This is a genomic window from Psychrobacter namhaensis (assembly GCF_016107545.1).
GTDB lineage: Bacteria > Pseudomonadota > Gammaproteobacteria > Pseudomonadales > Moraxellaceae > Psychrobacter > Psychrobacter namhaensis.
In genome coordinates this window covers 134,933-158,300 of the sequence record NZ_JABASS010000005.1, presented here as the reverse complement: position 1 = coordinate 158,300, position 23,368 = coordinate 134,933, and the positions used below count along the sequence as shown (strand labels likewise).

General features: G+C 45.3%; 19 protein-coding genes and 2 riboswitches. Of the genes, 8 read left to right on the top strand and 11 right to left on the bottom strand.

The window, feature by feature from the left end; translation table 11 throughout:
• Positions 1–96: 96 nt before the first annotated feature.
• The 5 genes from JFC06_RS06220 to JFC06_RS06200 form a co-directional block, all read right to left on the bottom strand.
• Positions 97–1,293: a globin domain-containing protein gene (locus JFC06_RS06220; RefSeq protein ID WP_198334362.1), complete on the bottom strand. Its 1,197-nt coding sequence runs from the start codon at positions 1,291–1,293 to the stop codon at positions 97–99.
• Between the two features lie 351 nt (positions 1,294–1,644).
• A complete protein-coding gene (locus JFC06_RS06215; RefSeq protein ID WP_193005101.1) occupies positions 1,645–2,868 on the bottom strand; it encodes a vWA domain-containing protein in 1,224 nt (407 codons plus the stop codon).
• Between the two features lie 84 nt (positions 2,869–2,952).
• Entirely contained in the window at positions 2,953–3,810 is an 858-nt protein-coding gene (locus JFC06_RS06210) for an AAA family ATPase (protein WP_193005102.1), read from the bottom strand.
• A 305-nt stretch (positions 3,811–4,115) separates the two neighbouring features.
• On the bottom strand, positions 4,116–4,799 hold the full coding sequence (locus tag JFC06_RS06205; protein ID WP_198334361.1) for a hypothetical protein: 684 nt from the start codon (positions 4,797–4,799) through the stop codon (positions 4,116–4,118).
• 234 nt (positions 4,800–5,033) lie between these two features.
• Positions 5,034–5,354 carry a YcgL domain-containing protein gene (locus JFC06_RS06200; RefSeq protein WP_193005104.1) on the bottom strand — a complete coding sequence of 107 codons (321 nt, stop codon included), beginning with the start codon at positions 5,352–5,354 and terminating at the stop codon, positions 5,034–5,036.
• A gap of 240 nt (positions 5,355–5,594) precedes the next feature.
• A riboswitch (glycine riboswitch) is annotated at positions 5,595–5,734 on the top strand.
• 54 nt (positions 5,735–5,788) lie between these two features.
• Positions 5,789–5,937, top strand: a riboswitch (glycine riboswitch).
• Positions 5,938–6,108: 171 nt separating this feature from the next.
• Between JFC06_RS06200 and gcvT the strand changes: the two genes are divergently transcribed.
• From gcvT to JFC06_RS06175, 5 genes are all read left to right on the top strand, one after another.
• Entirely contained in the window at positions 6,109–7,311 is a 1,203-nt protein-coding gene (gene gcvT / locus JFC06_RS06195; protein ID WP_198334360.1) for a glycine cleavage system aminomethyltransferase GcvT, read from the top strand.
• Between the two features lie 86 nt (positions 7,312–7,397).
• Positions 7,398–7,778: a glycine cleavage system protein GcvH gene (gcvH, locus tag JFC06_RS06190; RefSeq protein ID WP_144297111.1), complete on the top strand. Its 381-nt coding sequence runs from the start codon at positions 7,398–7,400 to the stop codon at positions 7,776–7,778.
• Positions 7,779–8,035: 257 nt separating this feature from the next.
• The gene (locus tag JFC06_RS06185; RefSeq protein WP_198334359.1) at positions 8,036–8,794 is read left to right on the top strand and encodes a nitroreductase family protein; all 759 of its coding nucleotides are present in this window, start codon (positions 8,036–8,038) and stop codon (positions 8,792–8,794) included.
• 57 nt (positions 8,795–8,851) lie between these two features.
• The gene (gene gcvP, locus JFC06_RS06180) at positions 8,852–11,749 is read left to right on the top strand and encodes an aminomethyl-transferring glycine dehydrogenase (protein ID WP_198334358.1); all 2,898 of its coding nucleotides are present in this window, start codon (positions 8,852–8,854) and stop codon (positions 11,747–11,749) included.
• 198 nt (positions 11,750–11,947) lie between these two features.
• Positions 11,948–12,637, top strand: coding sequence for an esterase/lipase family protein (locus tag JFC06_RS06175; RefSeq protein WP_198334357.1), 690 nt, complete (start codon positions 11,948–11,950; stop codon positions 12,635–12,637).
• Between the two features lie 15 nt (positions 12,638–12,652).
• Here JFC06_RS06175 and JFC06_RS06170 read toward each other — a convergent pair whose 3' ends face one another.
• The 4 genes from JFC06_RS06170 to JFC06_RS06155 form a co-directional block, all read right to left on the bottom strand.
• Positions 12,653–13,960 (bottom strand): ribonuclease D, encoded by a 1,308-nt coding sequence (locus JFC06_RS06170; RefSeq protein WP_198334356.1) that lies wholly within the window; start codon positions 13,958–13,960, stop codon positions 12,653–12,655.
• Between the two features lie 292 nt (positions 13,961–14,252).
• Positions 14,253–14,846, bottom strand: a complete 594-nt coding sequence (recR, locus tag JFC06_RS06165) for a recombination mediator RecR (protein ID WP_198334355.1) — start codon at positions 14,844–14,846, stop codon at positions 14,253–14,255.
• A 227-nt stretch (positions 14,847–15,073) separates the two neighbouring features.
• Positions 15,074–15,403, bottom strand: a complete 330-nt coding sequence (locus tag JFC06_RS06160) for a YbaB/EbfC family nucleoid-associated protein (RefSeq protein WP_193005110.1) — start codon at positions 15,401–15,403, stop codon at positions 15,074–15,076.
• Positions 15,404–15,485: 82 nt separating this feature from the next.
• Positions 15,486–16,742 (bottom strand): O-succinylhomoserine sulfhydrylase, encoded by a 1,257-nt coding sequence (locus tag JFC06_RS06155; protein ID WP_198334378.1) that lies wholly within the window; start codon positions 16,740–16,742, stop codon positions 15,486–15,488.
• 493 nt (positions 16,743–17,235) lie between these two features.
• On the opposite strand from JFC06_RS06155, the gene JFC06_RS06150 reads away from it, so the two are divergent.
• From JFC06_RS06150 to dusA, 3 genes are all read left to right on the top strand, one after another.
• Complete coding sequence (locus tag JFC06_RS06150; protein ID WP_193005111.1) at positions 17,236–18,885, top strand: phospholipase D family protein; 1,650 nt, start codon at positions 17,236–17,238, stop codon at positions 18,883–18,885.
• A gap of 306 nt (positions 18,886–19,191) precedes the next feature.
• Positions 19,192–20,433 (top strand): MFS transporter, encoded by a 1,242-nt coding sequence (locus JFC06_RS06145; RefSeq protein WP_227670153.1) that lies wholly within the window; start codon positions 19,192–19,194, stop codon positions 20,431–20,433.
• Between the two features lie 121 nt (positions 20,434–20,554).
• Positions 20,555–21,526 (top strand): tRNA dihydrouridine(20/20a) synthase DusA, encoded by a 972-nt coding sequence (dusA, locus tag JFC06_RS06140; protein WP_198334353.1) that lies wholly within the window; start codon positions 20,555–20,557, stop codon positions 21,524–21,526.
• A 50-nt stretch (positions 21,527–21,576) separates the two neighbouring features.
• On the opposite strand, the gene JFC06_RS06135 is transcribed toward dusA, so the two are convergent.
• Together JFC06_RS06135 and JFC06_RS06130 are read right to left on the bottom strand one after the other, a co-directional pair.
• Positions 21,577–22,368, bottom strand: coding sequence for a CPBP family intramembrane glutamic endopeptidase (locus tag JFC06_RS06135; RefSeq protein ID WP_265088191.1), 792 nt, complete (start codon positions 22,366–22,368; stop codon positions 21,577–21,579).
• A 70-nt stretch (positions 22,369–22,438) separates the two neighbouring features.
• The gene (locus JFC06_RS06130; protein WP_198334352.1) at positions 22,439–23,329 is read right to left on the bottom strand and encodes an alpha/beta fold hydrolase; all 891 of its coding nucleotides are present in this window, start codon (positions 23,327–23,329) and stop codon (positions 22,439–22,441) included.
• Positions 23,330–23,368: the final 39 nt, after the last annotated feature.

The window sequence follows — 23,368 nt, the reverse complement described above, 5'->3', positions numbered from 1 at the left end:
ACAACAAATCCCTATTCATTGCCTCTAAAAAAGCACTTAGCATGACTTTAACGCTAAGTACTTTTTTAAACCTATTTCTGAAAACAAGGGTTAAAACTAGCCCCCTAAGCTCATTTTAGGACCGAATGGTTCATAATGGACGCTATCAACGCCATGATCTAATGCCATTAGCCCATCAATCATACTCTCCATAAACGGCATCGAACCACAGACATAAATATCAGCAGGCTTAGGCAATTTAGCAAGCCACGCCTCATCCAATATTTGCCCAGAGTCAAAGTAAAACAGGTGCGTCTCTACGGTTGCAGCCATTTCCAATAACTGATTTACCTCAGCAGCAAAGGCGTGATGCGCTTTATTTTGACAAGCATACACCCAGATGATTGGGCGTTTTGGATTGGCTGACACTTGGGCCTCTAGCATGGACAACACAGGGGTGACGCCGACACCCGCGCTCATCAGCACTAGTGGGATCTCGTTTTGTTGTACCAGATTTTGATTCAGAGCAAAGTCACCTGCAGGCGCTGACAGCAAAACCGTATCACCAATCTCCAAATGATCATGCAGATAATTGGACACCAAGCCGTGATGCTCATTACGGTTGTCACGTCTTACTGCAAACTGGATGCCTTTTTCACTACTCGCCGAGTACAAAGAATAATGACGTAGGGCAATATGGTCACTGTCTTTTGGGTCTGTTTTGACGGTGATGTATTGACCAGCTGTCAAATTTAGTTTGCTTAAATCGATGTCTTGAGCCTTCTTTGAACGATCATTGACTGGCTCAACGGTGAAAGCGGCGATATCTGTGGCCGCGGCCCTTTTTTCAGTGATGGTAAAGGGAGCAAAACCCTGCCACATCGCCTCTTCATACATACCATGCTCAATCTGAATAAATACCGAGGCAATTTCATCGTAAGCTTCGGTCCAAGCGTTAATAATGTCATCAGTCGCAGCCGACCCCAGTACTTCTTTTATCGCCCCGATCAAATGCTTACCAACGATAGGATAGTGCTCAGGCAGGATTTGTAAAGCCCGATGCTTGTGACTGATTTGGGTCACCTGCGGCAATAGTGTGGCCAGTTTATCCAAATGCTTGGCTGCGGCTAGCACCGTCATCGCTAATGCGGTCTGTTGGCGGCCTAATTTTTGATTGGTTTCATTGAATATGTCCAACAGTTCGGGGTGCGCTTCAAACATGTTTTTATAAAACACGGTGGTGATTGCCGTTCCATGCTCCTCGAGTACGGGGACAGTAGCTTTTACGATTTCTAACGTTTGTGGTGAGGCCATGTTACTTCTCTTAGTCATTGAACAAATTGAGAGTTAAAGAACAGAAAATGAGGGTTTAAATGAGCAACGGTCACTAGATAGACTTCATAGACGCTTGCCATCAAACTCTTTTTAGCAAATTGTTTTGAGCAGATTCTTTTGAGCAAAAGTCTCTTAGCGTCACCAGTCAAAGTAGCACTATAACATTCATTTAAAATGAATGTTAACACATTTTACTGAGCGCACCAATGGTAATGACTATAAATTGGACGTCTTTAGACAAAAAGACAGCCGCTGAGAGGTCTCAGCGGCTGCTTTATTAAACAATCAATCAGTGTTAACAGGCGCTACTATGTAGGCCAAACATTAAAATTACCGCGCTAAATAGCTGGTCATTTCTTCCACGCCATGCAACGTCATGGGATACATTTTATTTTCAAACAACTTTTTTATCTCAACAATGGTTTGCGTATATTGCCAATAGGCGGGGTTTTCAGGATTGAGCCACGCTACTTTATCGAAATGATTCAGTACTCGCTTGAGCCACACGATACCCGCTTCATTATTCATGTACTCAACACTACCGCCTACTGTCATGAGCTCATACGGTGACATTGAGGCGTCACCCACGAAGATGACGCGATACTCTCGGCCATACTTATTAAGCAGCTCATAAGTTGGCATCGGTGCGCTATGGCGACGGTTATTGTCCTGCCACACATAGTCATACAGACAGTTGTGAAAGTAAAAAAACTCTAAGGTTTTAAACTCATTTTTCGCGGCAGAAAACAGCTTTTCAAGCGCCTCAACATGGATATCCATACTCCCACCGACGTCAAACAGCATCAACACTTTGACGCGGTTACGACGTTCCGCCTGCATAGAGATATCCAGCACCCCTTTTTTGGCAGTGCGTTTGATGGTCTCATGAATATCAAGCTCATCGGCGCTGCCTGTACGGGCAAACTGTCGCAGATTACGCAGTGCCATCTGAATTTGGCGCGTGCCAAGCTGATTGTCGTCATCGAGATTACGGTATTTACGCTGCTCCCAAACTTTTGCAGCGCTGCGCTTACGAGATTCACCGCCGACGCGTACCCCTTCTGGATGATCGCCGTAAGCACCAAACGGTGACGTGCCGCCTGTCCCGACCCACTTACTGCCCCCTTGATGACGCTCTTTTTGCTCTTTTAAGCGCTCCTCAAGCGCTTTCATCAATTCTTCAAGTGAGCCGTATTTTTTTAGCAGTCGCCGTTGTTCTTCGGTCAAGTTTTTTGGATCTAGTTTTAGATCTAGCCACTCTTTTGGCACATCGGTCAGCTTCGCCAATAGCTCGTCCATATCGAGACTATCGACGCCCTCAAAATAGTCTGCCATCGCGCGATCAAACTTATCAAAATGACGCTCGTCTTTGACCATACACAAACGAATCAGACGATACATGTCCTCTCGGCTAGCAAAGGTAGACAGCTCTGGGTTTTCAGGATGCGGCTGCATCATCAACCCTTGATCTAGGGCGGCATTTAGATCGAGCAGTTCACGCGTACTGACGGGCACGCCATAAGTACGCAGGGTATAAAATAGTTTGATAAACATAAGAGTCGCATCACTTATTGGCTGATATGGTTACAATTTGGACGTTTGCAGTGGTTCTATCCTAATGTCGCTGCTCATATCTGCTTAACGACGCATCATATTGGCAAAACGCTGCAATAAGCTCACATCGGCTTCGTTTTTTAGCAGGGCACCGTACAACGGCGGAATAGATTTTTCACCGCGCAGATTTTCTTCTAATTCTGCTTGGGCCATATCATCGGCCAGCAATAACGTTAACCAATCGACCAATTCTGAAGTTGACGGTGGCTTTTTGAGTCCTTGAACACCGCGCAGCTTATAAAAGATATCCAGCGCATCATTGACCAGCTTTTCTTGAATATTAGGGAAATGCACCTCGATGATTTGGCGCATGGTTTCTGCTTCAGGAAAGTCAATATAGTGAAAAAAACAGCGACGCAAGAACGCATCTGGCAACTCTTTTTCATTGTTTGAGGTGATAATAACCACGGGGCGCTGCTCAGCGGTGATGGTCTCGCCTGTCTCGTAGACATAAAAAGACATCTTATCAAGTTCGTGTAGCAAATCATTTGGGAACTCGATATCCGCTTTATCAATTTCATCAATCAATAGCACACTTCGCTCTTTACTGGTAAAAGCATCCCACAGTTTGCCGGGCTTGATATAGTTCCCAATCTCATAAACCTTGTCATCCCCCAGTTGCGAATCACGCAAGCGCGATACCGCATCATATTCATAAAGCCCCTGCTCGGCTTTGGTCGTCGATTTAATATGCCAAGTAATCAGCGGCATACCTAAACTCTCAGCCACCTCTTCTGCCAGTAAAGTCTTGCCAGTACCCGGCTCCCCTTTAATCAGCAAGGGCTTTTGTAGCGTCATCGCCGCATTGACCGCGAGCTGCAAGTCGTCAGTGGCAATATAATTTTGGGTACCAGTAAAGCTTTTTTTAGGGTTATCAGTCATAATCAAGTCTCAGTTATTGTTATACCGTAAAACGTTTAGAGGTCATAAACGGCGGATACGTAAACATTTAGATTAGCACAGCCTTGCCCATTGCCAAAATACTCATGCGTTCGCAGTTATTCAGACATGCGATCCACTTCTGACAGCTGTCAACTGCTCATTTCATCGCTTATTAGTAAATGATCTCACACAAAAAAAGACACGCGTGGTGTCTTTTTTATTTATTAAATTTATTTAATAAAACCTATCTGTCAGACAGTTTTTTATTAAACTTAAGAGCAAGTGACTAAAGGCGCTGTCTCAATCTATAGCTTATCAGGTTTTTCGACATTAGGTTTTTTAGCCAAGGTGCTGTCGCTATCTTTGGCTTTGGCTTTGGTTGTGGCTAAGCCATCTTTGGTTAAGCTAACTTCTGTTTCGGTCTTAGCCGCTAAAGGAGTTTTATTAGCTTGCTGCGTGACATCTGCCTGTTCAGGTAAAGTTGCATTTTCTGTCAAATAATTGCCCGTAGTCAGCTGCATCGTTGCTTGCGTATCTTCTGCTGTACGACTGCGAGCTTTGTCTAAACTTGACTCAAATGCACCGCGAATAAGCTGCCAAATAAAACCAACAAACAAGCCCACCACTAGCACCACTAATATAGGTAACATATGAGTGATCGCACCTACCGTGTCTTTCATCATAATCGCATAAACCACCCCAATACTGGCTGGGGCAATCACACTAGGGTCACCAATAGCAGTACCTGGTGCTAACAATACCGCAAACAGCACCATCCAACTCATACCGCCGAGCGGACGTGGTAGCATACGAGCGACCAACAACCACAATACCAGCACGATAATGACACCACCAAGATAAGCATACATTGGTAAGTCGGCGGGTGGCACGTCTTTTACCAGCTGTCCCCACCAAATAACAATTTCGCCGAGAATGTCACTGATGGCTTCCAGTGGTAAGCTGTGTAAGATACTTTTTAACCAGTCCATGCGTGTTTTATTACCTGCGTTTAAAATTGTGCGACACATTTCTGTACTGAATACAGTACGAGGCGTTCTGACAGATCTATAAATAAGACCGAACACCCCATCAATATGCCCACTTAATAGGCCGCTAGTTTATCACGACCTTCTAGTGAAATACATGTGACTAAATGTTTCGTAGACGTTTGATCCCTTACTTGTGAAAGAAGGGACTGATAATCAGCTCGCAAAAAACGGGCATTAATCGTAAATATTGTCTTGTGCTTCGCGGGCACGTAATTCTGCTTGACGACGCATGACATCTTGCGGCGGCATTTGGACAAAGTATCCTTGAGATTGTAGCTTTTTGAGTACCTCTGCTTTATCGACACGAGCAAGCGTTGGCGTGGTTGCCAAATCTAGATGCATGACAAACTTGCTACGACCTAAGCCTGCACGGAAATCTTTTGGCAAAACCCCCAGCCAATCCTTAATCTCGTCGGTGTCGTCGGGATAATCAGGACGCGCAATATAGACATACATATCGTCGTGTTTGGGAAATTTATAAATATCACAATGCATAAAAGCATCCTATCAGAAACTATGTATGGTCATAGGTTAGCACATTTGGGCAAATATCAGTAAGGGCTTTAGGTTTTGCGATGGTGTTTTGCTTTAAAACTTATGCCACACTCTAAAAATAAAAGTACTTGTCCTTTCTGCACTTTGACCCATTATTCTTACAAAAAGTCATTTTTGCCAAAATTATCTATTTTAATGTCGTTGATGGCTTGTAAAAGCATCTTGAACCTTTCATAATAAAAGCGTTTTTCAGGAGAGAGTTTGTGAGCATATATACCATATCCCACCGCATCGGTAATACGACGTATATCATTGCTACATGACCACCGAAGGCGCATCTACCCTGCCAATCGCTCAGGTAAAAGGACTGAAAAACACATGTCATTATGGTTTAGTAGTGTGCTATCAATCGCACATGACCCACAAACATAAGGCATAACAAATCTGGAGAGCGGTAAGAACGGACGACGTCTTACCCACCGAAGGGGAGAAAATACGCTATCATCAACTTTAGGGTTCATATAAATACCCACACATGATGATTCGTATTGAAAATCTCAGGTCACAGGACAGATAGGGCTTTTGCTTAAACGGGCGTTCAGCGTCTGTTTGGCTGACGGCTTCATCTTTATTTTCTGTGCCACCCTTTGAGGTAATATTTGCACCCTGCAATATTGCTTCTCGCTACTATGATAATGCGCATCAGCCATCGTACTGTGATTAAGTGCGACTGATGTACACATAAGGATTTGTTATGACTGATATTCAAGCTACCAATTCTCAAGATACCATCTCTCAAAGCGCTCAAAATCCCACACCCCAACGCACCCCCTTGTATCAGTCTCACGTCGACAGTGAGGGCAAACTGGTGGATTTTTCTGGCTGGGAGCTGCCGATTCATTATGGCTCACAAATTGAAGAGCATGAAGCCGTTCGTACCGATGCCGGCATGTTTGATGTCTCACACATGGTCGTGACCGATATCAAAGGCACTGATAGCAAAGCGTGGCTCCAAAAGCTACTGGCCAATGATGTTGCTAAGTTAAAAACGGTTGGTAAGGCGCTTTACTCGGGCATGCTAAATGAGCAAGGCGGTGTCATTGACGATTTAATCGTCTATTTGATGAATGCAGATGAGACCGAGTACCGTATCGTCTCTAACGCCGCCACTCGCGATAAAGACTTGGCACAGTTTAACAAAGTCGCTAAAGACTTCGATATTACCCTCACTGAACGTCCAGAGCTTGCCATGATTGCCGTTCAAGGACCGAATGCGGTTGAGAAATTGGCGCAAACCAAACCAAGCTGGGCCGATACGTTAGCCGCGCTTAAGCCTTTTGTTGGGGCTGACCTAACGGACCTCGAAGGCACAGACTGGTTCGTTGCCCGTACTGGTTACACTGGTGAAGATGGTGTCGAAGTTATCATGCATGGCGATGATGCACCTGCGTTCTTTGAGCAACTAAAAGCCAATGGCATCAAACCTGCAGGCCTTGGCGCACGCGATACTTTGCGTATGGAAGCAGGCATGAACCTTTACGGTCATGATATGGATGAGACCATCAACCCTTATGAATGCAACATGGGCTGGACACTCGCGCTAAAAGATGACCGTGACTTTGTTGGCCGTGATGCTCTCGTCAGCCAACGCAAACAAGCAAAAGACGACAATACCGCCATGAAACAAGTCGGCTTACTACTAACGACACGCGGCGTCTTACGTGAAGGCATGACGGTGACCATCAATCAAGGCACAGACAACGAGCAAACTGGTGTGATTACCAGTGGCACCTTCTCCCCTAGCTTAAAAAACTCAATTGCTATTGCCCGTGTGCCTGCCAGCTTGTCAGATAACGATAGCGTTCAAGTTGATCTGCGCGGTAAAGGTAAGTTCGTTGATGTGCGCGTTCTTAAGCTCCCGTTTGTCCGTAATGGCAAACAGCAGTTTGACTCATAGGCTTTATAAATTCTATTATTAGCCTCGATTGGCTGTAGTGTTCCCTATTTTTTGTTAATTAACCTCTATCGTTTAGGAGAGAGACCATGAGCAATATCCCAGCAGAGTTAAAATATATCGCCAGCCACGAGTGGCTACGCTTAGAAGACGACGGTACGATCACAGTGGGTATCACTGACCATGCACAGGACTTATTGGGTGACGTGGTATTTGTTGAATTACCAGACGTGGGCGACATCATCGCTGTTGATGATGAAATCTCAGTGGTTGAATCGGTAAAAGCAGCGTCTGACGTGTATGCCCCGCTGTCAGGTGAAGTGGTTGCCATCAACGAGGCGCTAGAAGATGATCCTGAAATCATTAACTCTGACCCATATGGCGAAGGTTGGTTCTTTAGAATGAAGCCTGACAACATCGCTGATTACGAAGCCCTTCTGACTGCTGACGAGTACGAAAACGAGCTGTAATATCAGCTTTAACTTACTCACCTAAAGGCGGTGTTTCATTAGAATACCGCTGCTTATTAACCAGATAACAAACCTCATTACTATGGATACTGACGCCAGTCGGTATCTGTACTGTTTACTAACAAATGTCATCGCCCAACTTATTGGCTCACAACCACTAGCCAGTTTATTCGTATTAGTCACTTGTCAGGCGCGATTGAAAAACGTACTCAATAATGCCTCAAGTTGATCACTCAAGCCCCAGCATGGATTCTCATATGACCTCCAACACTGACAATAAAGACCGTATTGCTACGCCTAGTGACACACCGCAGCTACAAGCGTTTCGCGAGGTGGTAGAGTCACGTCGTTCAGTACGTCGTTTTACGGACACGCCGATACCGGATGATGTCCTAGCCGACTGTCTGCGTCTGGCTATGCTAGCGCCCAACTCTAGCAATCTGCAGCCGTGGGAATTTTATGTGATTGATAGTGCTGAAAGTCGTCAGCAGGCAGTCAAAAACTGCATGAATCAAAATGCAGCGAAAACCTCAGCGCGCTTAATCGCTGTTGTTGCTCGTACGGATATTTGGCACGATCACGCTCAGCAAATCTTACGTGAATATCCTGATAAGCCAGTACCCAAAAAGGTCAAAGACTACTACACCAAAGTCGTTACTATGGACTTTTTACGTGGTCCAGCCAACGTGGTATCAGCAGCGAAATGGGGCGCAACGCAAGTGGTCAGACGGGTCAAAGGGCCGATCAAATCGCCTTACTATACGTTTGAAGACACCAAAAATTGGGCAACCAATAACACCGCTCTTGCTGCCCAAAATCTGATGCTCGCACTACGAGCACATGGGTTCGACAGCTGTCCCATGGGCGGCTTTGATGAGCCAGCGATGAAACGTCTATTAGGTTTAAACGACGATCAGCATATCGTTATGATGATTGGTGCCGGCGAGCGTGCTGACAATGGCGTCTACAATACCCAATTTCGTTTTGATCAGGACCAGTTTGTGCACTATGTGTAGTGCATCATACCGTTATTTTAGTAAATCCTTTTATTACTCCCTTAACCAAGGACTGTCATGACTATCTCTCAAAATCCAACGTTTGATACCTTTCAAGGACTATTCAACGAAGCTGAATTTGTCTATCGCCACCTAGGCTCAAATGACAGCAAACAAGCTGACTTGCTTGACGCTGTTGGTTATAAAGATATGGCAAGCTTCATCAACGATACCGTGCCTGAGCCCGTACGTTTACATAAAGAATTGGACCTGCCAGTGGCCATGAGTGAGCATGCAGCCTTAGCCAAATTGCGGACGATGGCTGATGATATCACCGTGAATAAAAGCTATATCGGTCAAGGTTACTCGCCTGTGCGTATGCCTGCGGTCATTCAGCGTAACGTTCTTGAAAACCCAGGCTGGTACACCGCTTATACCCCATATCAAGCTGAAATTGCGCAAGGTCGTCTAGAAGCACTGCTTAACTTCCAACAAGTTTGTATTGATCTAACGGGTTTGGAGATGGCAGGTGCCTCATTATTGGACGAAGCCACGGCGGCAGCAGAAGCCATGGCGATGTCAAAGCGTGTGAGCAAAAGCAAATCAAACCAGTTTTTTGTTGATGACCGCATTTATCCACAAACGCTAGATGTCATCAATACTCGTGCCAAATACTTCGGTTGGGAAGTGGTCGTGGGTGATTTTGAAACCGCCAAATCTGGCGATTACTTCGGTGCGTTATTCCAATATGTCGGGGTTGAAGGCGATGTTACAGATTTAACTGACGTTATCGCCGCCGTTAAGAAAAATAAAACGTACGTCAGTGTCGTAAGCGATATCATGAGCTTGGTGCTGTTAAAATCACCAGCAGACATGGGCGCAGATGTGGCGCTAGGTAGTACACAGCGTTTTGGTATACCTATGGGCTTTGGCGGTCCACACGCCGCTTACTTTGCTTTCTCTGATAAAGCCAAACGCTCTGCGCCTGGTCGTATCATTGGTGTATCAAAAGACGCGCAAGGCAATACGGCGCTACGTATGGCATTACAAACCCGTGAGCAGCATATCCGCCGTGAAAAAGCCAACTCAAACATCTGTACCTCACAAGTACTACTGGCCAACTTAGCAGGTATGTATGCCGTCTATCATGGTCCAGAAGGTGTGAAGCGTATTGCGACACGTATTCATGCGTTTGCTACCGCCTTTGCCACTGTTATCAAAGAAGCAAACGATAGCAATCTAAGCGTGGTACACGATCAGTTCTTCGACACGGTCGTTGTTGATTGTGGTTCTGAAAAGCTGGCCACACAAATTTTTGAAAATGCAGACAATGTTGGCTACAACCTATGGCGTCTTGGCGAGCAAAAATTGGCTGTTGCTTTTAGTGAAACCAGTGATCAGCAAGACTTCAAGGTTTTAACCCAATTGTTCGTTAGTAAAGCCCACGAACTACCTGAAGCAGCCAGCGTGTCTCTTGATAGCGCACACTTACGTACTGACGCCATCTTGTCGCATCCCGTCTTTAACTCGCATCATACCGAGCATGAAATGCTGCGCTACTTAAAATCGCTTGAAGACAAAGACTTGGCGATGAACCGCAGTATGATTTCTTTGGGTAGCTGTACCATGAAATTGAATGCGACCAGTGAGATGCTACCAATCACTTGGCCTGAGTTTGCCAACGTGCATCCTTTTGCACCGCGCGATCAAGTCACAGGTTACATTGCCATGATTGATAGCCTACAAGACCAGCTAAAAGCCATCACCGGATTTGACGATGTGTCAATGCAGCCAAACTCTGGCGCCTCTGGTGAGTACGCCGGTCTGCTCGCTATCCGCCGTTATCACGAATCACTTGGTGAAAACAATCGTGATGTTTGCTTGATTCCTATGTCAGCCCACGGCACCAACCCTGCTACTGCCATGATGATGGGCATGCAAGTGGTTGTGGTTAAAACCGATGAAAACGGCAACGTTGATATCGATGACTTAACGGCCAAATGTGAAGAGCACAGCGATCGTTTAGGTGCCTTAATGATTACCTACCCATCGACGCATGGTGTATTTGAAGAAGGTATCCGTCATATTTGTGACCTCATTCATAAACATGGTGGCCAGGTCTATATGGATGGCGCCAACATGAATGCGCAGGTAGGTATGATGCAGCCAGCTGACGTTGGCGCAGACGTCCTACACATGAACCTGCATAAAACCTTCTGTATCCCGCACGGTGGCGGCGGTCCAGGCATGGGCCCTATTGGTATGAAGGCACATTTGGCACCATTTATGGCCAACCATACCTTAAGCCCTGTCCACAATGCACAAAAAGACTGCTCGGCCGTATCGGCAGCACCCTATGGCTCAGCCAGCATTCTGCCTATCTCATGGATGTACATTGCCATGATGGGACGTGATGGTTTGCTAAAGGCGACTGAGTTGGCACTACTAAACGCCAACTACGTAGCAAGCCAGCTTAAGGACCACTACCCTGTTCTATATACCGGTAAAAACGGCCGCGTGGCGCACGAATGTATCATCGATATTCGCCCGTTAAAAGAAGAGACTGGCATCACTGAAAGCGACATTGCCAAACGTTTGATGGATTATGGTTTCCACTCACCAACAATGAGCTTCCCAGTAGCAGGCACCTTGATGATTGAGCCAACAGAGTCTGAGTCGGCCGAGGAGCTAGACCGCTTTATCAGTGCGTTAAAATCTATCAAAGCGGAGGCCATGAAAGCCAAAGCCGGTGAAGATAATTGGACACTAGAAGATAACCCATTGGTCAATGCACCGCATACCGCTGCTATGATTACTAGTGGCGAATGGACGCACCCATACAGTCGTGATACGGCTGCATTCCCGCTACCGTACGTTCGCGCGCACAAGTTCTGGCCAAGTGTGGCGCGCATTGATGACGCTTATGGCGACAAAAACCTTATGTGCTCTTGCCCAAGTATCGAAAACTACATGTAGTCGAAGTTTTCGGTAAATGATAATTTCGGTAAACTATAAATAGTTTCTTTATCAAAAAAACCTCCAAGTCAGCAGCTGACTTGGAGGTTTTTATTTTGCGCATCGTGTTCAATAGTATTAACTATAAATGATAGTATTTAGCGATAGCATAAAATTCATGTGTACTTATATCCACTATTTACTTTGTTGGAAGCAAACATGCAACAAAAAAACCGCGTCATTCTATTACATGGGCTGCATCAAACGGCTTGGATTATGCGCCCTCTTGCCAAACGTTTGCAAAAGGCAGGATTTAACACCCATCAATACGGCTACCGTAGCCTGCGCGATAGTATCAACACCAACAGTGCTCACCTAAACGCATGGCTGGAAAAACATCACCATCCTGACCAGCCAGTAGATCTAGTCGGCCACAGTTTGGGAGGGTTGATCGTTCGTGACTTTGTCACTCAGTATCCCAAGTGGCAGATTGGCCGCTGCGTCACACTCGGAACACCGCATATAGGGAGTGTTTGTGCCGATTATATCTGGCGCTTAACGCCTGCTATGATGGGACGCTCATATATTGACGCGCTAGATGGAACCGTAGCACCCTTACCAGAGCACATAACCCTTGGCGTTATTGCGGGCAATCAGCCCTACGGTCTGGGACAGTTATTTTTGCACTATCATAACCGCAAACTGCATAAATTAGGCAAGCCATTACTAAAAGAACAACTTGTCCATGACGGCACCGTTTATGTGGCAGAGACTAAAATTGAGACAGCGTCTGACCATATCGTCATGCCAGTTTCGCACACTGGCATGCTGGTGGATAAAGAAGTCGCTGAGCAAACAAGATACTTTTTAGAGCATGGGCAGTTTAAACGTGAAACGCTTAATAACTAAGTGTCTAAAAACCCGTCAAACCCTAATACCCATGCCTTGTTGTAGTTCAGTTTTGTGCTTTTCAATGACTGGAATCAGGGTTTGGATCACCCAGTCGTTGCGCCAGCCCTTTAACCCTTGCGGCAACTCGCTTAGATCTTTATCAAAAGCAATCACTTCATACAGTTGACCCAGCCATTTTTTGCGCATGAGGACACTCGCTGGTACGCCTATGCTACGCGCATGATCATCAATTGCTTGCTGCACAGCTTTAGACAGCACTTTGTTTTTTGAGCGATAAGGTGGCAATAGACAATCTGGATGCTCAGCAGGTGGCAGATTTTTTGCGTCTCTTATCACCTTAAGCAACTCTTCACCGTACAGTCGCAACATACTACGGTGCATCGTCGTTTTATGCGCCAGCTCGCGCATGCTATTTGGTTTTTCAGTGACCATCTCACGCACGGCTTGTTTTTTGATGACGAAAGTACGCGGCTGATTGGTCGCCCGTGCCAGCTCTTCTCGCCAAGTAGCGACCGCTTTTAGTATCGCCATCTGCTGCGAGGTATAGCGATAATCTGCCATCGTTAAATACATTGCCTCATCTTCAACATGCTGAGCGGCATACAAATCGCTGGCATAAAGCTGGCAGTCTGCCCATACATAATTGTATAAACCCTGCTTTTTTAGCTCGTACTCAAGACTTAAATACAGCGCTGGCAAATAACGTACATCGTCAATCGCATATTGCTCTTGCTCATCTGATAGTGGGCGCTGTAGCCAATCTGATTGGCTTTGTTCTTTGTCAATATGCATGTCCAACTGATCATCAAGCGCTTGCTGATAACCCATTTGTAATTGACCGGTCAAATAAGACAACGCAATTTGCGTATCAAAAATATTGGTCAATGGCGGACAGCCAGACAACAAGTAGAAAATACCCAAATCCTCACCGCAAGCGTGCCAAATGGCCACATCAACGTCACGGAGCGCTTGCCATAGCTCCGCCAACTGCAACTGCGGGGCATCTAGTAAATAGATATGATCGCCAATGTTTAGCTGGACCAATGCCAAGCGCGGATAATACGTATCACGCTTGATAAATTCAGTATCTAGTGCCACGCGCCCGCAAGTGGCCAACGCATCAATCACTTCCGCCAACTGGCTTTGCTCGCGCACCCAAGTAACCTCAACCTCATCAGCGATGTCTAACAACGCCTCGATATCTGGCTCTGAAGGCACGTCTACTGACGTCATCCTAGTATTTTCTGACGCCTTTAACTCATCAGACACATCAGGAGTATTTGCTTGAGGGTTTGAAGCATTGTTAGCATTATTGGACACGGGCAGATACCTGCATAAATAGAATAAAATAAAACGCTAAACAGCGTCTTAATAAAATGGGATAAAAAACAGTAATAAAGCCATTATAACAACATCGTCAAATAAATCAGACTTTGCTGTTATAACCATACTATAGTCGGTTGAAAATAAAATCGATACGTTACTATCCTCGTTCTAATGGGATAAATTTTTCTTGCTTGCTGTTCGCAGGCGTGACAAAGGCTGCGAAAAATTTATCCCATTCACTCTGTATCGATCTTAAATAGAATGGACTATATAAAAAGGAGCGGTGCTACAAAAAAGAACGATTTTGCATGGCTTGACCGAGCGTCATGCTATCAAGGTATTCAAGCTCACCGCCCATGGGCACCCCTTGCGCTAAACGGGTAATTTTATCGACATGGCGGCTCACCGCCTCACTGATGAAGTGGGCTGTGGTCTGTCCTTCAACGGTCGTACCTGTTGCCAGTATCAACTCCCCAACCGGCTCTTGCTTGACTCGCCATACCAGCTGATCAATATTTAAGTCGTCCGCGCTGATACCATCAATCGGTGATAAATGGCCGCCTAACACAAAATAGCGTCCACGGTACCCTGCGGTCTGCTCAATCGCCATAACATCTGCCGCTGTTTCAACCACACATAACATTCCATCATCACGCCTAGGGTCTTGACACAACGGGCAGACAGTATCATCACTAAAGCTATGACAGCGCTGGCATTCGACGATATCACGCATCGCGTCATCAAGCGCTTGGGCGAGCGCCATCCCCTGCGGGCGTTTTTTGGTGAGCAAATGTAGCGCCATACGTTGGGCACTTTTTTGCCCCACACCTGGCAAAACACGCAGCTGTTTGACCAGCTGATCAAATTTGGCTGTCAGCAAAGTTACTTCCTTTATTTATAAACCATAGCTATAAAAATGGGGTCGTATCGTGTCGATAACAACCCCATTTCCTTCATGAATATAGACAGATAACATACCGTTAGCTAAATATAAAACAAGTCGTGTATCAATCCCAGAAACTCAAGATAACGAAGAAGACGAGTGCTAGCGCTACTTTTAGTAGGCTTAGCGAGTCTGACAAAGTTAGCTTGTTTTTGGGACGGATATTAGAACATACCTTGCATACCTGGTGGTAGACCCATACCTGAAGTAGCGCCCGCCATGGTTTCTTCGTATAGCTCATCCGCTTGGCGTACCGCATCATTGATAGCAGCGGCAATAAGATCTTCGATCATATCTGGCTCATCTTCTAGCAAGCTTGGATCGATGGTCAAACGTTTAACCACATGACGACCCGTCATGGTTACTTTTACCAAACCACTGCCCGCCTCGGCTTGTACTTCTTTGTTAGCCAACTCTTTTTTGGCATTTTCAACGTTTGTTTCGACTTTCTTTTGCATCGTTTGAGCTTGTTGCATCAGTGCTTGAATATTCATAGTTGCCTCTTTGTCTTTTATAGTAATAAGTAATGATTGATAACGTAACGTGAATGCGTTACTGACGATTATACCGTTATCTTTACAAACTGTCTAAACCACGCGCCAAATCTTTGATAATATCTTCCACATCTTCAAGACCGACCGATAGACGAATCAAGCCATCTTTGACACCTGCTTCGGCGCGGGCTTCAGCGGTCAAGCGAAAGTGAGTGGTGGTCGCAGGATGGGTAATCGTGGTTTTGGCATCGCCCAAATTATTGGTAATAGAGACCATTTGGGTTGAATCAATCACGTGCCAAGCAGCGGCTTTTGGATCGCGCCTATTTGAATCACTACTGTCAGATGGCATCACTTCAAACCCCATGATAGCACCGTAGCCGTCTTGCATATGATGTTGGCGCGTTGCCAGCTCATGCGCGGGATGATCGCTCAATCCTGAGAAATGCACCTTACTCACACTAGGATGATTGACCAAGAATTGGGCCACTTGGTTGGCATTATGACAATGCGCTTGCATACGTAATTTAAGCGTCTCAAGCCCTTTGGTAAACACCCAAGCATTAAATGGACTCATGCTGATACCACCTGAGCGGACGACAGTAAACGCCTCTTGCATCAGCGCATCACTACCAACCAATGCCCCGCCCAGTACACGGCCCTGTCCATCTAGATATTTAGTGGCAGAATGAATGACAACATCAGCACCCAAATCTAGCGGGCGTTGCAGTGCCGGAGTGGCAAAACAATTATCCACCACCAATAAGAGGTCATTGGCTTTACACAACTGACTTAAATAACCGATATCGCAAATTTGTGCCAACGGATTACTTGGGCTTTCACAATAAATCACCTTGGTATTTGGTTGTACCGCTTTTGCCCACGCGTCATTGTCGAAGCAATCAACGTAGCTGACTTCAACACCAAACTTCGCCATATAGTTATTAAACAGACCAATAGAGGAGCCAAATAACTGATTAGCCGCCAGTAGATGATCGCCCGCTTTTAGATACGCCAAGCACATCGTGAGAATAGCGCCCATACCAGAGGCGGTCGCAACGGCACGTTCGCCATTCTCTAATGCCGCCAATCGACGCTCAAAGGTACGCACACTTGGATTGGTATGACGCGAGTAGACATTGCCGGTTTTGGTACCATTAAAGTGCGCCGCTGCATCAGCCGCTGAGTGATAAACATAAGAGCTGGTGGTAAAAATAGGCTCTGAGTGCTCCCCTTCATCCGTACGGTGTTGACCCGCCCGCACTGCGATGGTCTGCATACCATAATCAAGCCCTAAATCTAAGGCATCGTTGCGCCAGTTTGGATCTAATTTGTCCATTGCGTTTTTTTGGTTTAAATTGTTCTCGTCTTGGGTTTGCGACTGACTCATAAAGGTTCCGTTGCTTGAGTTGTTATAAAATGACTGCGTATTTTTTGACTATCGAATGAATTGGGGACACCCTCTAGGGCACCAGCGTTATCATATCATGTCAACTTATTCCAAACAGCTGGTTTCAGGTGAGTGCTAAATGTTGTTTTTGCATACCCGTTTCTCTATTTATTAACGCGGATTATTAACGCGGAATGGCAGCCGAGAGAAAACCCTGACTGCCCGGTTTTGAATTCGGCACTGAATACAATAAAAATAACGTATTTATAATAGGCAGAGAGGTTTACAGCTGCTAAGCTTAGCGGCGATTTAGATTTTGACTTGGACGAAATTATTATACGCCTCATAATCAGTGCTATCATCTATAAAAACCGACCGCAAGCGCAAGCTCATTTTTTAGCCACTTATTGATTGTATTAAGGCTCACTAAGGTAACTCATTTATGTCGATGCTCAGTATGGAACCAAGCAACTTATCATTGAGTCTAACACTCGGACTGACCTTGAGTCTTAGTGCCTGTCAGAGTTTACCTAAGCAGCCCCATTTGCCTGAGAGCCAAGCGTTATCAGCACGAATTAATGCCTTATATCAACCAGAGAATAACCAAAAAATAGAACAAAATGACACAGCCGCCACCACTAACAACAGTGTCGATCTGGTGGGCGCTATTAGCGAGCAAAACGACATTCATCCGGATCTGTCAGGCTATCACCCAATCGTGACAGGTGCCAACGCTTTTGCCTCCCGCAGTATCTTAACAGACATGGCCACACGCAATATCGACGCTCAGTACTACATTTGGCATGACGACCAAGCCGGTCAGCTACTCTTAAAAGACTTATGGAAAGCAGCAGAGCGCGGCGTGATTGTACGGTTGTTATTAGACGATTTTAATAATAACGCCAAACTCGATCAGCATCTGTTACGCTTTTCTAGTCACCCTAACATTGCAGTGCGTATTATTAACCCTTTGATGCACCGCAAATTTCAAACCTTGAATTATGTCACAGGTTTGCCGCGTATCAATCGCCGTATGCACAATAAAAGTATGACCTTTGATAAGCAAATCACCATTATTGGTGGACGTAACATTGGCAACGAATATCTCAGTAATGATCAAAATAGCCAATTTGCGGACTTAGACGTTTTACTCATCGGTAAAGTAGTCGCAGACATTGATAACAGCTTTGCCAGTTACTGGTCATCTCCTTTGTCATTTGACATCGAAACCTTAGTCACACCGGACAGTAGCGAAACCTCTGACTTCTTAGCGGCTTTAGACAAGCTTGGTCCAGAAAAAGCAAACAACACCAATAGCGATTTGACTGTGTATAAAGCCGCTATTGAAGAATCCACGATAGACAGTGATTTAATCAATAAACGGGTGCCGTTTCGCTGGACAGACATGCAATTTTTGAGTGATGACGTGGGCAAGCTTACCAAAACAGTCCCGTCTGAGACCAACTTGGTGCATCAGCTGCGTACCTTGTTAGGCAGTCCAACCAAGCAACTAACCATCATCTCCTCTTACTTTGTACCGACTAAAGATGGCGTCAATACATTGGTACAACTGGCTGAGGCTGGTATTGACATTAAAATTTTGACCAACTCATTTGATGCCACTGATGTGACAGCCGTTCATTCTGGCTACAGCCAATGGCGTCCTAGTCTGCTACGCGCCGGCGTCAAAATCTATGAGCTAAAATCGACAGCGTCTGAAGAAAAACGTGAAAACAAATTATGGAAAGCCCGCAGTCAATCCTCAACCAGCTTACATGCAAAAACCTTTGCCGTTGATGACTATCAAGTATTCATAGGCTCTTATAATGTCGACCCCCGCTCTGCCAACATCAATACTGAGATGGGCGTGATTATCAATGATGATCAGCTTGCAAAACAGTTACATGGCGCGCTTAGTGATGACTTATTAAACCAAGCTTATGAAGTGAAATTATTGGATAACGGCAAACTGCAGTGGCATACCATGGAAGACGATCAAAAAGTGGTTTACGATTCAGAGCCGCGCGTCGATGTGGGTGACCATATTTGGCTCACTATCATGTCATGGTTACCGATCGATTGGCTACTATAGCTGTCGCACCTAAGAAACCTAAGAAAACTTATTCATTCATATTTAACTAGCAATAGAGCGCTTGAGTGGACCACTTTTGGCTTGAGCGCCCTTAAGTCAATTATTTTTTTTCAAACATTTTTTAGTTCAAACCCCTTTATTTTTTCGGCAAATCACTGTCTGTACTGATTTGTCGTTTTTTATTATAGCCAGTTACCTAGATAACTGTCTTAACGAGCACTTTTACATGTGGATGCGCGACCTATTATGCCTTCTCGTTCTCAATATGCACTAATGTCTTCTAAAGACAGAAATACAGTCCTTTTTATGTGCTTCAGCAGCGCAGTCGCATTTTTTGATTTTTTGATTTATTTATATCTCTCAGACATTGTGGCGGCCGCTTTTTTTCCCGCCAATGTCAATCCCGCTATTACAAAAATTCAAGGGCTTGGACTTTTTGCGATTGGTTACTTAGCCCGTCCTATTGGCGGTATCATCTTTGGTCGTTATGGTGATATTAAAGGCCGAAAGCCTGTCCTATTAATCAGTCTGTTAGTGACCGCAGGCAGCTTATTGGCGATGGCATGCTTGCCGACTTATACACAATGGGGTTTGATCGCGCCCGCCTTGTTTATTACCCTACGGCTCATACAAGGTATCGCATTTGGGCTTTTTGTCCCACTCGCTTGGGTTTTTGTAGCAGAGCATGTTCCTCGGCAGTATTTGTCAGTGGCCTGTAGTTATGTCACGGCCAGTTTTTATGTCGGCGTATTATTCTCCAACGCTTTTTTTCTTTGGCTGACGAATACCATGAGTACTGAGCAGCTGGCGGACTACGGTTGGCGTTTGCCATTTTTTATCGCAGCTATCTTGAGTGTTTTGCCGCTATTGGCATGGCGCTGGATAGATGAGTCACCTTTTTTTATTGAATTAAAAAAATCCCAACCGAATGACTACGTTGCCAAGCCATTCAGACTCCTCTTTAAGCACTGCAAACACGCCATATTTATTGGTATGCTTCTCACTGTAATTGTGTCTAGTATCACCACGGTCATTGTGCTTTTGCTCCCTGATTTAATTGAATTACGCTTTACACTAGACAACGATTTATTTGATTTTTCTCACAGTTTGGGTATTGTGTTTATGATTTTTGGGTGTGTGTTTTATGGAATAATATCCAACCATCAAAACTTTGGTAAAATTTTGACGATTGGTTCCATTTTATTAATCGCTCAGATGTTTGTGTTCTTTTACCATCTGCAGGGAAGCGGTGATTATATTTTAATCATGTATGCGCTTTTGGGTTTTTGTGCCGGTATCGTTGGTATGATACCCGCTATCCTAGTACAGTTATTTCCAACCAATGTACGGCTAACAGGGATGACTTTTTGTTATAATGTGGCCTACGGTATTGTGGGTGTATTGGTGCCTTTTGGGCTTGGCTATGCCACTTTGTATGTGAGCTTTTCACCAGCGCTCTATATCGCTTTTATCGGCTTCATTGGCATCATCATGGGCATATATTTTTATAACTTGCCTGAATTCAAAAAGCTCAATCATGTTATCTAGTGAGCGTGTCGATTAAACTTAAGGTGTGATGCGGTCTATCATCCGTTACGCCTTATTCCTCTATTTACGATAAAAACCTTCGTGTCAATGTTCAAACATTTAAATATTAAGGCAAAGAACCATGGTTGATATGACCAACAAGAGACTTTCTGTCGCCCCCATGATTGATTGGACGACAACAGATTACCGTTACTTTGCGCGGCTGTTTAATCCGCATGTCTATTTATACACCGAGATGATCAGTACGGGTGCCTTGATACATGGTAATCGAGCACGGCATCTGCGCTTTGATACGCTTGAGCATCCGCTCGTGCTACAACTTGGTGGCGCAGACATCACTGAGATGACACAGTGCGCCGAATTTGCTCAGCAGTACGGCTATGATGAAGTCAATATCAACGTTGGCTGCCCCTCTGATCGCGTGCAGCACAATAAGATTGGGGCTTGCTTAATGGCAGAGCCTAAAATCGTTGCAGGCTTAGTCACACACATGCAAGCCGCGGTCGACATACCTGTGACAGTGAAGCATCGGATTGGTATTGATGATTTTGACAGTTATGAGTTTATGGTAGATTTTGTCCAGACGGTTGCTGCTGCTGGCTGTACACGTTTTATCGTTCATGCGCGTACTGCTTGGCTACAAGGGCTTAGTCCCAAGCAGAACCGTGAGATACCGCCGCTGCGTTACGATGATGTCTATCGTCTAAAACAAGACTTTCCAGAACTGGATATTGAAATTAACGGTGGTATCGATACCGTCGCTGATATTGAAGCCCACTTGCAGCATATCGACGGCGTGATGATTGGACGAGCATTTTATCACAACCCTTATTTGCTGGCAGAAGCCAATAGCTTATGGGGCAAGCCAGCCCCTAAGCGTTCAGAAATTTTAGAACAGCTATATCCTTATCTACAAGAGCAAATTGAAAAAGGGGAAGCGCTGCCCACGATGACCCGCCACTATCTAGGCTTGTTTCAAGGTCTGATGGGGGCACGCAAGTGGCGACAGGCACTGAGTGGCAAACCTCAGCTAACCCTCGATGATGTCAAACGCGCAGCAAACGAGGTTTTACTATTAAATCCTGATGCATAGTCAGCTTTATCGAAATACCCTAACGGTCATAGTGATAACCGTTAGGGTATTTACGCCGCTTGCGCAAGATACTGCCACATCGCCGCCCCATTATTAATGACATGCAATAACATCGGCAATAATAACGAACCCGACTTGACACGCGCATAGCAAAATATCAACGCCAACACCACGATGGTACTGATCTCATAGATGCCATACTGCACATGAATCACCGCAAATATCAAACTGGTCACAAGGCTCGCGACTATCGCTCCGCGATGCTCTGAAGCAGCTAGCGGCGTATACTGCTCAGCAATCGCCGACCATAGTACACCGCGAAAGATCAACTCCTCATATAGCGGTGCAACGATCACCATTGCAACCACCAGCAACCATACTGAACTGACAGACTGATATAAAGGATCGACGAATACCAATGGTGTCTCATCAAACCAGTACGTCAACGCCTGACTGATAATCATAAATAGCAACAGCAGCCCAAACATGCCCATGCCTACTGCAAAGGAAAAAGGCTTTAACGCCAGATACTGACGAACACGCCCCCCTCTTAAACGAATCACTAAAACGCTAATCGCTACTAAGAGCACACAGCCAATCATAATGGAGAGGCTCACCACTGTCCCATCATTACTACCGAAAAAGAATATCTCGCTGGCGGTTGAGGTTTTATGAGCCGGTAATACTAACGTGCCAGCGATGTACACACCTAGTAGCTGACTGATAAAAAACGCCAGCACCATTCCTATCGTCAGCAAAAACGCCCCTAAGCGTGAAAATAGTGGCGGTGGCTTATTAGCTGCCGTCGTCAAATTGTGTGAAGCGGTAACGTTTTTTAGCATAGTATCATAACTCAAAAAGTGCTCTATCAGCCCATCTCTATCATAAACGTCAACAATAAATCATTAGCGACTAGCTTGGTAACTGCTGCTTAATCACAGTCAACACCTGCTGCGCGACAGAGTCTGGATATTCAAGTGGGAACATATGGCCACCAGCGTGAGTCTGATAAGGAATGCCTAATCTTGATTTGACTTGCTGCGGAAATTGTCGTTTTAAAAATATGCTGTCTGCACCGATAATCAAGGTAACAGGCGGCTTAGGCCCACGATTTGGTGCAAGCCAATACCAAGAGGGATTGGTACGAAATACGGCCACTTCACTGACCTTAGGAATGGCCAATGTCACCTTACCGTCTGCACGTTCATGTAAGCCATGATCGATGTATCCTTGAAAACTACGCTCGTCAAAATTTTTAAAAAACCCTTTGTGTCGCATTTTTTCATAGGCTTCTGCGCGGCTATCCCACACGTCACGGCGGTGTTTGGACACGCCAGCTGGCGATAATTTATCCATCAAACGATGATTCATGAATGGCAATCTATCTACGGTCTTTGCCAAATGCCACAGCAAACTGACTTTGCCATAAATCCAAGGGGGATCCATCAGTACCGCTTGGGCAAAATAGTCAGGCGCACGATACAAGGCTTGCAACGTACACATGGCACCAAGCGAATGACCGACCGCGACGACTTGTGTGACACCATGCTTCTCACAGGTGTGTTTTACACTATCGACAATCTGCTGCGTGAGACTGCGCCAGTGGTCATCGACTGGGTAGTCGGGCGTGGCACCCAACATCGCAATATACTCAATCGTAAAAAATTTCGCCAGATTCTCAAAAAAAGGCTGATAGACCGCACTTGGCATCCCATTGGCGTGGGCAAAATGTAGAACGGGCTTTTTTGTTAATTTAGAGACAGATAGCGCAGCAAAGGTCTGCAAACTGATTTCATCACTCATGACGGCTCTCATTGTAAATATTTTTTATGGTGCTTAACG

Bases quoted from the DNA above. Each gene is read 5' to 3' on its own strand.
- JFC06_RS06220 (WP_198334362.1), bottom strand. From the start codon at position 1,293: ATGGCCTCACCACAAACGTTAGAAATCGTAAAAGCTACTGTCCCCGTA.
- JFC06_RS06205 (WP_198334361.1), bottom strand. From the start codon at position 4,799: ATGGACTGGTTAAAAAGTATCTTACACAGCTTACCACTGGAAGCCATC.
- gcvT (WP_198334360.1), top strand. From the start codon at position 6,109: ATGACTGATATTCAAGCTACCAATTCTCAAGATACCATCTCTCAAAGC.
- JFC06_RS06175 (WP_198334357.1), top strand. From the start codon at position 11,948: ATGCAACAAAAAAACCGCGTCATTCTATTACATGGGCTGCATCAAACG.
- JFC06_RS06215 (WP_193005101.1), bottom strand. From the start codon at position 2,868: ATGTTTATCAAACTATTTTATACCCTGCGTACTTATGGCGTGCCCGTC.
- JFC06_RS06135 (WP_265088191.1), bottom strand. From the start codon at position 22,368: ATGCTAAAAAACGTTACCGCTTCACACAATTTGACGACGGCAGCTAAT.
- dusA (WP_198334353.1), top strand. From the start codon at position 20,555: ATGGTTGATATGACCAACAAGAGACTTTCTGTCGCCCCCATGATTGAT.
- JFC06_RS06130 (WP_198334352.1), bottom strand. From the start codon at position 23,329: ATGAGTGATGAAATCAGTTTGCAGACCTTTGCTGCGCTATCTGTCTCT.
- gcvP (WP_198334358.1), top strand. From the start codon at position 8,852: ATGACTATCTCTCAAAATCCAACGTTTGATACCTTTCAAGGACTATTC.
- JFC06_RS06210 (WP_193005102.1), bottom strand. From the start codon at position 3,810: ATGACTGATAACCCTAAAAAAAGCTTTACTGGTACCCAAAATTATATT.
- JFC06_RS06145 (WP_227670153.1), top strand. From the start codon at position 19,192: ATGTGCTTCAGCAGCGCAGTCGCATTTTTTGATTTTTTGATTTATTTA.
- JFC06_RS06155 (WP_198334378.1), bottom strand. From the start codon at position 16,742: ATGGACAAATTAGATCCAAACTGGCGCAACGATGCCTTAGATTTAGGG.
- JFC06_RS06160 (WP_193005110.1), bottom strand. From the start codon at position 15,403: ATGAATATTCAAGCACTGATGCAACAAGCTCAAACGATGCAAAAGAAA.
- JFC06_RS06200 (WP_193005104.1), bottom strand. From the start codon at position 5,354: ATGCATTGTGATATTTATAAATTTCCCAAACACGACGATATGTATGTC.
- gcvH (WP_144297111.1), top strand. From the start codon at position 7,398: ATGAGCAATATCCCAGCAGAGTTAAAATATATCGCCAGCCACGAGTGG.
- JFC06_RS06150 (WP_193005111.1), top strand. From the start codon at position 17,236: ATGTCGATGCTCAGTATGGAACCAAGCAACTTATCATTGAGTCTAACA.
- JFC06_RS06185 (WP_198334359.1), top strand. From the start codon at position 8,036: ATGACCTCCAACACTGACAATAAAGACCGTATTGCTACGCCTAGTGAC.